Origin of the sequence: Sphingosinicella sp. YJ22 (assembly GCF_011320075.1) — a bacterium.
Taxonomy (GTDB): domain Bacteria; phylum Pseudomonadota; class Alphaproteobacteria; order Sphingomonadales; family Sphingomonadaceae; genus Allosphingosinicella.
Map to the genome: position 1 here is coordinate 1 of NZ_JAANPA010000056.1, position 12,639 is coordinate 12,639.

Consider the following 12,639-nt stretch of genomic DNA (forward strand, 5'->3'; position numbering starts at 1 on the left):
GGGCGAGCTGCTCGGCATACCAGGATTGCGGGATTCGGTGGTCGCCCTGATTGAGGAAGTCGAACAGGCGGGCGACGAGGCGGCCGTGCCCCTCCGGGCCGGTCTTGCGGAAGTCGGGCAGGCCGCAGGCGGCCCACAGCCGCCGAACCGCCCGCTCGCCGCGGACCTGGCCGGCGACAGCGGGATCGATGGCGAGCGACTTCAATACGGCGAGGTCGACCGCTTCCGGCGCGGCGCGAAGGCCGGGACGGTCGGGGCGGCGCTCAAGCGAGCGGATCAGCCCGTCGACGCTTCGATAATCGGGGTCGCCGTCGCGCCAGTAGAGGAAATCCAAAGGCGCGAACCTGTGGTTCTCGATCGCGTCGATCTCGTCCTCGCGGAATTCGGCGAGCGCTTCGCCCTCGATGTTCAATGTGCCGAAGGTGCCGTCGCGCTGGTGGCGGCCGGCGCGGCCGGCGATCTGCGCCATCTCGGCGGGAGTGAGGCGGCGCCTCCGGTGTCCGTCGAACTTGGTCAGGCCGGCGAAGGCGACGTGCGCCACGTCCATGTTGAGGCCCATGCCGATCGCGTCGGTGGCGACGAGATAGTCGACCTCGCCGGCCTGGAACATGTCGACCTGGGCGTTGCGGGTGCGTGGGGACAGCGCCCCCATCACCACCGCCGCGCCGCCGCGCATGCGCCGAAGCGCCTCGGCGACCGCATAGACCTGGTCGGCGGAGAAGGCGACGATCGCCGAGCGCGGCGGCAGGCGCGACAGCTTGGCGGCGCCGGCATAGCTCAGCGTCGAGAAGCGCGGGCGCCGGATGATTTCAGCCTTGGGCAGAAGCGAGCGGACCATCGGCGCGAGGCTTTCCGAGCCGAGGATCATCGTCTCCTCGCGGCCGCGGGCGTTCAAGAGCCGGTCGGTAAAGACGTGGCCACGCTCGGGATCGATGCCGAGCTGCGCCTCGTCGATCGCGACGAAGGCGAAGTCGCGGCGAAGGTCGCTTTCCTCCTTGCCGCGCACCGGCATCGATTCCGCGGTGCACAGGAACCAGCGCGCCTGCGGCGGCAGGATCTTCTCCTCGCCGGTGATCAAAGCGACCTCGTTCGGCCCCTTGATCTTGACCACGCGGTCATAGACCTCGCGCGCCAAGAGGCGCAGCGGGAAGCCGATCAGGCCGGAGGAATGGCCGCACATCCGCTCGACGGCGAGATGGGTCTTGCCGGTGTTGGTCGGGCCCAGGACGGCCTTGACGGTCGAGTGTCCCAAGTCCTTCATCATCCCTAGATTGTGCGAACGCTCGCCGAGCGCAATCTTTCCAATACGATGATTGGTCCGTCACCTCGGTTCGTCCCGGACCAGTCACATCCCGAAACTACGTAAACGGGGCTTTAACCCTTGACCGGCAGAGGTGGGGAAGCGGTAAGCTACGAGTATCAGCGCGAGGGGCTGAGCAGCTTTGTACCAGTTCAGGGATTTTGCCCCGGCAGGAAATGCCCCGGCCGCGCGCCTGCGCGGGACCGGCGCGTTCGGCATCGCCGCGCCCGGAGCCAAGCCCGCCCCGCGCCCGCACTTCTCGCTCGTCGTCGATCTCGGCTCCGGCATCGGCTCGCGCCAGTGGCTGCGCGGCCTCGCCACCTGCGGCGCTTTGTGCTTCGCGGCCTGGTCGTTCTGGCCGGCGATGGCGACGACCCCCGGACTCAGCCCGCCGCCGCTGGCGCCCGACCTGCGCGAGGAGAATGACGCGCTCGCCATCGCGCCGGCCGCGTTCGGGAGCGCCACCGGCCGCCGGATGGCGCCGACCGACGCGGTCCAGCCGCTCGCCGACGCGCCCGAGCGGCCGACCATCGACATCCGCGCCACCCTCGCCGCCGCCGGCGACATCGTCGCGACGCTGACCCGGTCCGGAGTCAGCCAGGACGAGGCCCAGGCGATCGCCGCGATGATCGCCAGCGCGGTGCCGCTCAATGACATCGCCGCCGGCACCCTCCTCGACCTGCGCCTCGGCCGTCGCCTCAGCATGACCGCGCCGCGCCCGGTCGAGCGTCTGACGCTTCGCGCCACGTTCGGCATGAAGATCGAGATCCAGCGCACCGCCGGCCAGCTCGCGCTCAACCGCCAGCCGATCGACGTCGATTCGACGCCGCTGCGCATCCAGGGCACGATCGGCGGAAGCCTCTACCGCTCGGCGCGCGCCGCCGGAGTCCCGCCGCGCATCGTCGAGGCCTATATCCGGGCGCTTGCCGGTCATGTCGGAGTCCCCGGCGGGCTCGGGGCCGGCGACCGCTTCGACATCATCGTCGAGCATCGCCGCGCCGCGACCGGCGAGACCCAGACCGGCAACCTCCTCTATGCCGGCCTCGACCGCGCGACCGGCCGCGACATCCAGCTGATGGCGTGGACGGTGGGCGGATCGAAGCAATGGATGGAAGCGTCCGGCGTCGGCCGCGAGAGCAGCAGCGGCTTCCGGATGCCGGTCCATGGCCGGGTCACCTCCAATTTCGGCCGCCGGGTCCACCCGATCCTGCGCTACGCCCGATTCCACGCCGGCATGGATTTCGGCGCGCCCTATGGCGCCCCGATCATGGCCGCGGCGAGCGGACAGGTGGTGTCGTCAGGCTGGCAGGGCGGCTATGGCCGCGCGGTCAAGATCAGCCATGGCGGCGGCATCCAGACCCTGTACGGCCACATGAGCAGCCTCGCCGTCGCTCCGGGCCAGCAGGTCGCGGCCGGCCAGGTCATCGGCTATGTCGGCTCGTCGGGCTTCTCGACCGGGCCTCACCTCCATTACGAGCTTCACCGCAACGGCAGGCCGATCGACCCGGCGTCGTTCCGCTTCACCACCCGCGCCGCTTTGTCCGGCGGCGAGCTCGCCTCGTTCCGGGCGCGCATGCAGAGCCTGCTCGCGACCCCGGTCGGCGCCGCGCCTGCGGCGGACCGGGTGACCTTCGCGGGTGTGGGCGCGACCCCGACCAGCCTTCGCTAGACCGAAAGACCGCTCGGCCTGAGCCCGTCGAAGGCCTGTCCTTCTTCTTAGGATTGAAGAGAAGGACAGGGCTTCGACAAGCTCAGCCCGAGCGGCTTGAGTGTCGGGTGGTCGAGGGGCGTTAGCGCCCCTGGGCGCGCCAGCGCTTGACGACCCGGGTGACGATTCCGTCCTCGTCGCCGCTGCGCCGCCACAGCTCGCTGAAATGCGGATCGGCCGAGGCCGGGCGCCGCTCGCGCTCCAAGTCGTCGAACGACACTCGGATCGGGATCGACACGCCCTCGCCGCAGATGATGCATTCGCGGTTGCGCAGCGCCGGGATGACGTCGAGGAAGCCGCGCGCGCCTTCCGGCATGGCGCCCTTCACGAAGGCCTGGTCGCGCTCGTTGTTGAGGCGCATCGCGATCAGCGTGCCGCACTGCGACAGCACGCCCTCGGCGAGGTCGGACGGGCGCTGGGTGATGAGGCCGAGGCTGACGCCGTACTTGCGGCCTTCCTTGGCGATCCGCTCGAGCACCTTGCGCACCGCCTGGCCGGACGAGGTCTTGTCGGCCGGGATGTAGCGGTGGGCCTCCTCGCAGATCAGGAGGATCGGGCGCTGCACCTCGTTGCGCGACCAGATCGCGTAATCGAACACCAGGCGGGAAAGCACCGCGACCACCACCGAGACGATGTCGGACGGAACGCCCGACACGTCGACGATCGAGATCGGCTTGCCCTTGGCGGGAAGGCGGAAGACCTTGGAGATGAAGCCCGCCATCGTGTCGGCGATCAGCATTCCCGAGAACATGAACTGGTAGCGCGGATCGGACTTCAGCTCGTCGATCTTGCTCTTGAGGCGCATGTAGGGCGCGGTGTCGGTGGCCTTGTTGAGAAGGCCCATCTCGTTGCTGATCGCGTTGGTGAGATCCGACAAGGTGTAGGGAATCGGCGAATCCACGGTGAGCTTGTTGAGCCCCTCCGCGGTGCGGTTCTTGGAGCGCGCCTGGAGCAGGCACTTGGCGAGGATGTCCATGTCCTGCTGGCGGTCGGCGCCCTGCGTGGTGATGAACACCTCGCAATGCTCCTCGAAGTTCATCAGCCAGTAGGGCATTGCGAGGTTGTCGACGTTGAACAGCTCGCCGTCGCCCTTGAACGCGGCCGAATATTCGCCGTGCGGGTCGATCATGACGATGTGACCCTCGGGCGACATGTCGCAGATCTTGTGCATGATCAGCGCCGCCGAGGTCGACTTGCCGGTACCGGTCGAGCCGAGCAGCGCGAAGTGCTTGCCAAGGAAGGAATCGACGAGCAGCGAGGCGCGCACGTCGCGGGTCGGGTAGACGGTGCCGATCTCGACATGGGCGCGCTGGTCGGCCGCGTAGATCTGCTTCAGATCGTCGCGGGTGACCGGGAAGGCGCGGCTGCCGGGCAGCGGATAGGTGGTGACGCCGCGGCGGAAGTTGGTGAACTGGCCGGAATGGGGGTCCTCGTCGCCTTCGCCGAGGAAATCGACCTCGGCCAGCACGGAATTGCCGCCGTCGCTCGCCGCCAGGCTGCGGACGTTGGCGAGCAGCCAGTGCCGCTGCGCCTGAAGACGGACCTGGCTGCCGACCTGGCCGGACATGGCGACGCTGGGATCCGGATCGTTGGCGAGCGCGTGGAGACGGTTGCTCTCGAACTCGATCGTCGCGCTGCTGCCGGAAATGGCGAGGACTCGGCCGATCCATTGCGGGCCGCTGTCGGGCTGGGGCGAGAAAGCGGGCGAAGCGGCGCCCGCATCGCCATCGGCGGCAAGCGGGATCGTGCGCAGGTTGTTCATATCGGTCATAGGTTCGGCACAGGCTCTCTTCTTGAGACCGAAACCTGCTAGACCAAGAGAGTAAACAACTGCTTGTCCGCGCTTTTCGGGGCTGTGCCGGGTGAGCGGGCGCTACCCCCCGCGGCGCTCCCGCTCAGGGCCGGGCGAAGACGGCGCTCGCGCCGAAGCCGAGCAGCAGCGATATCGCGACCGCGGCGACGCCATAGGTAAACGACCAGCGTTCGGCGGCGCGGGCGACGAAGCCCTCGAAGCCCAGTTTCTCGATCTGGATGTCGCGGGTGGCGCCCGCCACCACGCGGCCGTCGCGGATCAGGAAGGTCTCGGCGGTATAGCTGCCGACGGGCACCCGTGCCGGCACGCTGATCCGGGCGGTGTAGAGCACGCCCTCTGTGATCGCGACGCCGGCCGGATATTCGGCATAGAGGCCGTCGCGGCGCCTGAGGTCGATCAGGCCGGCCTCGAAGCGGCGCAACTCGTCGGTCGCGGCGCCGCCCCCAGGCGACAATTGGAGGTTGCCGAGCCCGAGCTCGTAGATCGCGGCGGTGCGCTCGTCGACGATCCGGTTAATCGGCCGCGACGAGGCGACGGCGTAGAAGGCGGGGGCCGAGCGGAAGCGGGTGCGCCCGACATTCATCCAGATGCCGGCGACCTTCTGCTTCTCGCGCACGACGGTGCGCTCGAGCGGGCCCTTCAGCACCACCACGACGTCGGTGACGCCCTCGGGCGGCTGGCCGCGCGGATAGACGATCGCACCGTAGAGGAGCAGCTCCTCGCCGGTGAAGCTGTAGCGGATCTCGATCTGGCGGTTGGACACCTCCGGCACCAGCCGCGGCTCGGCCTGGCCGAGCGCGAGCGGCACGACGAGCATGAGCAGGAGGACGCGGAGCAACCTCACAGCAATTGAACCGTGTAGATCTCCTCCGGCTGCCAGGTGAGCTGGAGGAACATGCGCAATGCGACGACCAGGACGAGGATGGCGAGCATGAGGCGGAGCAGCTCCGGTTTCATCGTCTGGGCGAAGCGCGCGCCATATTGGGCGCCGACCACCGAGCCGAGCAGAAGCAGGACCGCGAGGACGATGTCGACGGAGCGCGTGGTCGTCGCATGGACCATGGTGGTGGCGGCAGTGACGAACAGGATCTGCAGCAGCGAGGTGCCGACCACGACCTGCGCCGACATGCCGAGCAGATAGATCATCGCCGGCACCATGACGAAGCCGCCGCCGACTCCGAGCAGCGCGGTGAGCATCCCAGAGAAGATGCCGAGGATGAACGGCGCGAGCGGCGAAATGTAGAGGCCCGAGCGGTAGAAGCGCCAGCGGAACGGAAGCGCCGCGACGATCGGGTTGTGGCGCCGCGGCGGCCGCTCGCTCGCCTTGGGCTTCAAGTAGCCGAGCGCGGTGGCGGCCTCCCTGGCCATGAGGATGCCGATACTGCCGAGCAGCACGACGTAGAGAATCAGAACGACGGTATCGATCTGGCCGATCGTCTGTAGCAGTCTGAACAGGAACACGCCGACCAGCGCGCCGATGACGCCGCCGGCGATGATCACCCCGCCCATCTGATAGTCGACGCCCTTGCGGCGGCGATGGGCGAGGACTCCGGAAATGGACGTGCCGGTGATCTGGGTCGCCGACGAGGCCACCGCGACCGACGGCGGGATGCCGTAGAAGATCAGGATCGGCGTGGTCAGGAAGCCGCCGCCGACGCCGACCATGCCGGTGAGCAGGCCGACCACGCCGCCGAGCGCGATGATCACGAGCGCGTTGACCGAGAGGCCGGCAATCGGAAGGTAGAGATCCATCGCCGAGGGACGCTAGCGGTCAAAACCGGCGGGTGGAAGCGGCGGCTCGATCAGTCCTCGTCCTCGCCGGCCACTTCCCCGACCAGCCAGTCGTGGAACAGCCGCACCGGCCGCCGGCCGAGGGCGGCGCGGCGGCAGGCGAACCAATAGCTGTAGGGGCTCGGCGCGGAGTCGAAGAGCTGGACGAGGCGCGCGTCGCGAGCCGATTCCAGATGAGTCTCGAACATGAAGGCGACGCCGAGGCCCTGGGCGGCAGCCTCCAGGATGAGTTGGCCGGAATCGAAATGGTCGAATGCGGCGGGCTCGAGGCCGGGCACTCCCATCGCCTCGCACCAGCGCTCGAACGTGTCGACGAGGTCGCGGTGGAGGAGCACCGTCGCTCGGGCGAGGTCGCTCGGCTCGCGCAAGGCGTCCGCACCCTTTGTCAGGGCGCGCGCGGCGATCGCCACCGCGCGGTTGCCGCCGAGCCGCCGAGCATAGAGGCCGCTGTCGACGGTCTTGGCAAGCACGATGCCGGCGTCGAGCCTCCCCTGGGCTCCGGCGGCGAGCCGGGTCAGCGCATAAGGCGCGGTGTCGATGTCGATGTGGAGATCGGGGTGGCGCGAGCGCAGCGCCGGCAGGCGCGGCATCAGCCGCTGTGAGGCGTAGAGCGGCAGCACGCCGAGGCGCAGCCGCATCAGGTCATGCTCGCCGCTCGCCTGCTCCATCGCCAGCGTGAGCGAGTCGAGCGACGGGCCGATCCCCGCGAGCAGCCGCTCGCCGTCGGCATTGAGGATGATCGCCTGGTGGCGCCGCTCGAACAGCGGCTTGCCGACATGGCGCTCGAGTGCCTGGACCCGCCGGGTCAGCGCCGGCGACGACAGCGCCAGCGCCTCGGCCGCGGCCTTGACCGAGCCCAGCCGCGCGACCTGGATGAACGCCTCGATCCCCGTCAGTGGCGGCAACCGCTTCATCGCCCAGTCTTCCCTCGCGAGTTATTGTGCACCGCACCAGCGATGCGAAGCCCGGTGAGACCGTCTTACACATGATTGCAAATTCTGCAATCGTGGCCAACTTTTCCGCATTTGCACAATCATGCTGCAGGTGCGAACAACGCCCTGCCTTTCAGGCATCCTCTCCTAAAAACTTTTCCAAGGCCGGGCTCGTCCCGGCCTCTTTTTTTGCCTGGCGACCAGCCTGGGCGGCGCCGCACGCCGGTAAGCGCGGGTTTCAATTCGCCACCATTCGGCCTAGGGAGCGGCACAGCCTCCCTCCTCCCTTCGAGTCCCACCGATGCCCAATGACCGCCCCAGCGCGCTCGCCGAGTTCAAGCGGATGATCGGCTGGATCGCCCTGATCGGCGTGTTGATGACCGCAGGCGCGCTCTGGTATCTCTCGCTCTACGGGCCGCTGCACATCCACATGGTGGTCGCGACCATCGCCGGCGTGTTCTTCTCGGTGCTGCTCGGCTGCGGCCTGTTCGCCGCCGCTTTCTACAGCGACAAGAGCGGCCACGACGCGAATGTCCGCGACGCCACCACCCGCGACCGCGACGAATAACCCGCCTTCGGCCGTCGCGGAGCAAATGGTTTTTTGAACCCTCGGCTGGACGCGCCGTTTCCCATGCCTATGTCGGGGCGCGCATCTGGGAGAGACTGAATGGCGGACGAAGAGAAACCGGCTGGCAAGCTGCAGGTCGCGACGATGCGCCCCGACGACAGCGGCCGCGGCATCGCCCGCCTGCCGCGCGCGGTGATGAACGCGCTTGGCCTCGCCGAGGGCGACGTCGTCGAAGTGGTCGGCAAGCGCACCACGCCGGCCCGCGCCATCGGCCCCTATCCCGAGGACGAGGGGCTCGACATCATCCGTCTCGACGGCCTCCAGCGCGCCAATGCCGAGATCGGCTCGGGCGATTTCGTCGCGGTTCGCCGCGCCGAGTCCAAGCCCGCCCAGCGCGTCGTCTTCGCCCCCGCCCAGCGCAACCTTCGCCTTCACGGCTCGGCCGGCGCGCTGAAGCGCAGCTTCGGAATGAAACCGGTCACCGCCGGCGACATCGTCGCGACCACAGGCCAGCAGCAGGTGACCCGCGGCGACATCCCGCCCGAACTGCGCCAGATGCTCACCGCGCCCGCCTACGCGCTTCAGGAGATCCGGCTGCTCGTCGTGTCGACGACGCCCAAGGGCATCGTCCATATCGACGCCAATACAGAGGTCGAGCTGCGCGCCGAATATACCGAGGCGAAGGAGACCACCCGCCGCGCCGACGTCACCTATGACGATCTGGGCGGCATCGGCTCGACCATCGACCAGCTCCGCGAGATGGTCGAGCTGCCGCTGCGCTATCCCGAGATCTTCGAGCGGCTGGGCGTCGATCCGCCCAAGGGCGTGCTTCTCCACGGCCCGCCCGGCACCGGCAAGACCCGTCTCGCCCGCGCCGTCGCCAACGAGAGCGACGCGAGCTTCTTCCATATCGCCGGCCCCGAGATCATGGGCTCTGCCTATGGCGAGAGCGAGAAGCGCCTCAGGGACCTGTTCGAGGAAGCCGGCAAGAACGCGCCGTCGATCATCTTCATCGACGAGATCGATTCGATCGCGCCGAAGCGCGGCCAGGTCCAGGGCGAGACCGAGAAGCGCCTGGTCGCTCAGCTTCTGACCCTGCTCGACGGTCTCGCGCCGCGCCAGAACACGGTGGTGATCGCAGCGACAAACCGGCCCGAGGCGCTCGACGAGGCGCTTCGCCGCCCCGGCCGCTTCGACCGCGAGATCATCATCGGCGTGCCCGACGAGAATGGCCGCCGCGAGGTCCTCGCCATCCACACCCGCGGCATGCCGCTGGACGGCGAGGTCGACCTCAAGCAGCTCGCCAAGCAGACCTACGGCTTCGTCGGCGCGGACATCGCCGCCTTGACCCGCGAGGCTGCGATCGACGCGGTGCGGCGGATCATGCCCAAGCTCAATCTCGAGGAGGGCACCATCCCGCCCGAGGTCCTCGATAACCTGTCCGTGACCGCCGGCGACTTCGAGCAGGCGCTGAAGCGCGTCCAGCCGTCGGCGATGCGCGAGGTGATGGTTCAAAAGCCCGACATCCGCTGGGACGACATCGGCGGCGTCGACGAGGCGCGCGAGCGGCTGCGCGAGGGCGTCGAGCTGCCCTTGAAGCACCCCGACGCGTTCCGCCGCATCGGCATCCGCCCGGCCAAGGGCTTCCTGCTCTACGGGCCGCCCGGCACCGGCAAGACGCTGCTGGCGAAGGCCACCGCCCGCGAGGCGGAGGCGAATTTCATCGCCACCAAATCGTCCGACCTGCTCAGCAAATGGTATGGCGAGAGCGAGCAGCAGATCGCCCGGCTGTTCGCCCGCGCCCGCCAGGTCGCTCCGACGGTGATCTTCATCGACGAATTGGACAGCCTGGTGCCCGCGCGCGGCGGCGGCCTCGGCGAGCCGCAGGTGACCGAGCGCGTGGTCAACACCATCCTCGCCGAGATGGACGGCCTCGAGGAGCTTCAGTCGGTCGTCGTCATCGGCGCGACCAACCGGCCAAACCTGATCGACCCTGCGCTGCTCCGCCCGGGCCGCTTCGACGAGCTGATCTATGTGTCGGTCCCCGACCGGCCGGGCCGGCGCAAGATCCTCGAGATCCACTCAGGCGACATGCCGATCGCCGGCGACGTCGACCTCGACGACCTCGCGGCCCGGACCGAGCGCTTCACCGGCGCCGACCTCGAGGACCTCGTCCGCCGCGCCGGCATGTTCGCGCTGCGCGAATCGATCGACAGCGCCAGCGTGACCATGGCCCATTTCGACCGCGCGCTCGACGAAACCCGCGCCTCCGTCACGTCCGAGATGGAGGAGGAATATGAGCGGATCCAGGAGCATCTGAAGCAGGACGCGATGTCGATGAAGACCGGGGTGGGCTTCATCAGCCCCGGCATGCTCACGCCGCGCGACGGCGGGAAGATCGTAGACTGACGGCCGCCCAGCCGGCGAGCGCGAGCATCAGCACGCCGGTGAGGACGAACGGGATCGACCATCCGAAGCCGTAGATCGCGACCCCGACCGCGGGGCCGGCGAGATAGGGGATTCCGTTCACCGACGTGACGATGCCGGCGACGGCATTCTGCTCGTCGAGCGACACGGCGAGCGAGGCGCCGCTGGTGAAGCCGGGGCGGAAGAAGCCGAAGCCCAGTGACGCGAGCGCGAAGCTCAGGGTCATCGCGTAGAGATTGCCGGTGATCCCGGTCAGCACCGATCCCGCCGCGGCGAGCACGGAGCCCCATATCACCAGCTGCATCGGCGACAGGCCGAGCTGCGGGATCAGCCACCATTGCGCGAGCAGGCTCGCGACCGCCCCGCCGATCAGCACCACGGCGATGTCGTGCTGAGCCTCTGCCGGGCTCAGGCCAAGCCGGTCGATGACCAGGAAGCCGACGACGGTAAGCAGGATCGCCTGGCCGTGGCCGCCGATCATTCCGGCCAGCATCCACGACCAGATGCGCGGGTCGCGCCACCTGAGCCTGCCCGGCACCTCCTCGGTTTCCGGCTGCCGCCCGCCGCCCGTCGTACCGATCATCGGATAATCGATGATGCGTCCGTGCGCCGGGTTCCTGGGCGTGTCGTCGGGCAGGCGCAGCACGATCAGCGCGAGCACGACGAGCCCGATCCCGGCGAACACGATCAGCGGCGCGGCGAGGCCGAGCGGGGGAAAGATGAAGATCGGCGCGAGCGCGGGGCCAATGATCGTCCCGAGCCCGAACGAGGAGGCGAGCGCCGCCAGCGCGCCGGTGCGCTGCGCGCCCTCGGTCCGCGCCGCGATATAGGCCTGCACCGCCGGCGGCGAGGCCGATCCCCAGCCGCCGTAGAGAGCGCGCCCGGCCGAGAAGATGAGAAACACGACCGTCCCGCCGATCAGACCGGAAAGGCCCGCGGCAAGCACCACGCCGCACACCAGCATCGAGCCGACGAACCCCGCCAGCCCAAGCCGCATCAGCGCCCGCCGTCCGCGCTTGTCCGCTCGTCGCGCCCAATGCGGCGCCATCACCACCCAAAGAATGGCGGAGAGGGAGAAGGCCACCGCGACCCACAGGTCGGCGACCCCGAGCGCGCGCCCGATCGAGGGCAGCAGCGACTGCATCGCGGTATTGCCGGCCGCCGCGACCAGCATCACCGCGAACAGCAAGGCGAAGCGCTCATGCCCGAGTCCGAAACCGCCGCGGGTGGTGCTGTGCTGTTCGGTCTGCATGTCCATCCGTCGTCATTGCGAGGAGCGAAGCGACGAAGCAATCCATGGCTGGGTTCCACGGATGGATTGCTTTGCGTCTCTCGCAATGACGGGTGTTGGCGGCTAATCCCGCTCCGTGCCCTTTTCGCGCCTTAGCCTGACGAACTTCCGTTCCTATGCCGATCTCGTCCTCCATCCGGGGCCGGCTCTGGTCGTGCTCACCGGTGAGAATGGTGCGGGCAAGACCAATATCCTCGAGGCGGTGTCGCTGCTCGCCCCGGGCCGCGGCCTGCGCGGCGCCGCGCTCGGCGAGATGGCGCGCAGCGACGGCCCGGGCGGCTTCGCCGTCTCCGGCCGGCTCGGCGAGGACGTCGAGCTTGGCACCGGAACGCTGGCCACGGCGCCGGATCGGCGCCAGGTCCGGATCAACGGCGCCCCGGCGGCCGCGAACTCGCTCGGCGAATGGCTGTCGGTGCTGTGGCTCACCCCGGCGATGGACCGGCTGTTCACCGAGGCCGCGGGCGGGCGCCGCCGCTTCCTCGACCGGCTCGCGCTGGCGCTCCACCCCGCCCACGCCATGCACGCCGCCCGCTATGAGGCGGCGATGCGCGCCCGCAACAAGCTGCTCGCCGACGACGCGCCGGCCGATCCCGACTGGCTTACCGCCCTGGAGGCGCGGATGGCGGAGCATGGCGCGGCGATCGAGCTGGCGCGGGCCGCCACCGTCTCGGCGCTCGCGGAGCGCCTCGAACAGGTCCCGTCCGGCCCCTTCGCGCGCGCCGCCATCGCCTTGGACAATGGCGGCGCCGGCGAGGCCGGGCCGCTCGCCACGGCCCTTCGCGACGGCCGCGCCCGCGATGCCGCCGCCG

General features: G+C 69.2%; 10 protein-coding genes. 4 read left to right on the forward strand and 6 right to left on the reverse strand.

Going from position 1 to position 12,639, the window contains the following annotated elements; genetic code table 11:
- On the reverse strand, positions 1 to 1,264 hold a 1,264-nt coding region (locus tag G7B71_RS14705), incomplete at its 3' end, for a helicase-related protein (RefSeq protein ID WP_279338417.1).
- 178 nt (positions 1,265 to 1,442) lie between these two features.
- On the opposite strand from G7B71_RS14705, the gene G7B71_RS14710 reads away from it, so the two are divergent.
- Entirely contained in the window at positions 1,443 to 2,969 is a 1,527-nt protein-coding gene (locus G7B71_RS14710) for a M23 family metallopeptidase (RefSeq protein WP_166042270.1), read from the forward strand.
- 121 nt (positions 2,970 to 3,090) lie between these two features.
- On the opposite strand, the gene G7B71_RS14715 is transcribed toward G7B71_RS14710, so the two are convergent.
- The 4 genes from G7B71_RS14715 to G7B71_RS14730 form a co-directional block, all read right to left on the reverse strand.
- Positions 3,091 to 4,770, reverse strand: coding sequence for an ATP-binding protein (locus G7B71_RS14715; protein ID WP_166042284.1), 1,680 nt, complete (start codon positions 4,768 to 4,770; stop codon positions 3,091 to 3,093).
- A gap of 133 nt (positions 4,771 to 4,903) precedes the next feature.
- Positions 4,904 to 5,638, reverse strand: coding sequence for a TIGR02186 family protein (locus G7B71_RS14720; RefSeq protein WP_166042285.1), 735 nt, complete (start codon positions 5,636 to 5,638; stop codon positions 4,904 to 4,906).
- A gap of 23 nt (positions 5,639 to 5,661) precedes the next feature.
- Positions 5,662 to 6,573, reverse strand: coding sequence for a sulfite exporter TauE/SafE family protein (locus tag G7B71_RS14725; protein ID WP_166042272.1), 912 nt, complete (start codon positions 6,571 to 6,573; stop codon positions 5,662 to 5,664).
- Positions 6,574 to 6,623: 50 nt separating this feature from the next.
- Positions 6,624 to 7,526, reverse strand: a complete 903-nt coding sequence (locus G7B71_RS14730; protein WP_166042275.1) for a LysR substrate-binding domain-containing protein — start codon at positions 7,524 to 7,526, stop codon at positions 6,624 to 6,626.
- Between the two features lie 319 nt (positions 7,527 to 7,845).
- On the opposite strand from G7B71_RS14730, the gene G7B71_RS14735 reads away from it, so the two are divergent.
- Both G7B71_RS14735 and G7B71_RS14740 read left to right on the forward strand, forming a co-directional pair.
- Positions 7,846 to 8,112: a hypothetical protein gene (locus G7B71_RS14735; RefSeq protein ID WP_243406266.1), complete on the forward strand. Its 267-nt coding sequence runs from the start codon at positions 7,846 to 7,848 to the stop codon at positions 8,110 to 8,112.
- 99 nt (positions 8,113 to 8,211) lie between these two features.
- Positions 8,212 to 10,521 carry a CDC48 family AAA ATPase gene (locus tag G7B71_RS14740; protein WP_166042277.1) on the forward strand — a complete coding sequence of 770 codons (2,310 nt, stop codon included), beginning with the start codon at positions 8,212 to 8,214 and terminating at the stop codon, positions 10,519 to 10,521.
- Here the strand turns inward: G7B71_RS14740 and G7B71_RS14745 are convergent.
- Positions 10,487 to 11,791, reverse strand: a complete 1,305-nt coding sequence (locus G7B71_RS14745) for an MFS transporter (protein WP_166042279.1) — start codon at positions 11,789 to 11,791, stop codon at positions 10,487 to 10,489. The two genes, G7B71_RS14740 and G7B71_RS14745, sit on opposite strands and share 35 nt — an antisense overlap.
- A 115-nt stretch (positions 11,792 to 11,906) precedes the next feature.
- Here G7B71_RS14745 and G7B71_RS14750 point away from each other — a divergent pair.
- The coding region (locus G7B71_RS14750) for an AAA family ATPase (RefSeq protein ID WP_166042281.1) at positions 11,907 to 12,639 on the forward strand (733 nt) is incomplete at its 3' end.

Excerpts from the sequence above, each read along its gene's own strand:
- G7B71_RS14725 (WP_166042272.1), bottom strand. The coding sequence starts at position 6,573 with ATGGATCTCTACCTTCCGATTGCCGGCCTCTCGGTCAACGCGCTCGTG.
- G7B71_RS14740 (WP_166042277.1), top strand. The coding sequence starts at position 8,212 with ATGGCGGACGAAGAGAAACCGGCTGGCAAGCTGCAGGTCGCGACGATG.
- G7B71_RS14720 (WP_166042285.1), bottom strand. The coding sequence starts at position 5,638 with ATGCTCGTCGTGCCGCTCGCGCTCGGCCAGGCCGAGCCGCGGCTGGTG.
- G7B71_RS14745 (WP_166042279.1), bottom strand. The coding sequence starts at position 11,791 with ATGCAGACCGAACAGCACAGCACCACCCGCGGCGGTTTCGGACTCGGG.
- G7B71_RS14735 (WP_243406266.1), top strand. The coding sequence starts at position 7,846 with ATGCCCAATGACCGCCCCAGCGCGCTCGCCGAGTTCAAGCGGATGATC.
- G7B71_RS14730 (WP_166042275.1), bottom strand. The coding sequence starts at position 7,526 with ATGAAGCGGTTGCCGCCACTGACGGGGATCGAGGCGTTCATCCAGGTC.
- G7B71_RS14715 (WP_166042284.1), bottom strand. The coding sequence starts at position 4,770 with ATGAACAACCTGCGCACGATCCCGCTTGCCGCCGATGGCGATGCGGGC.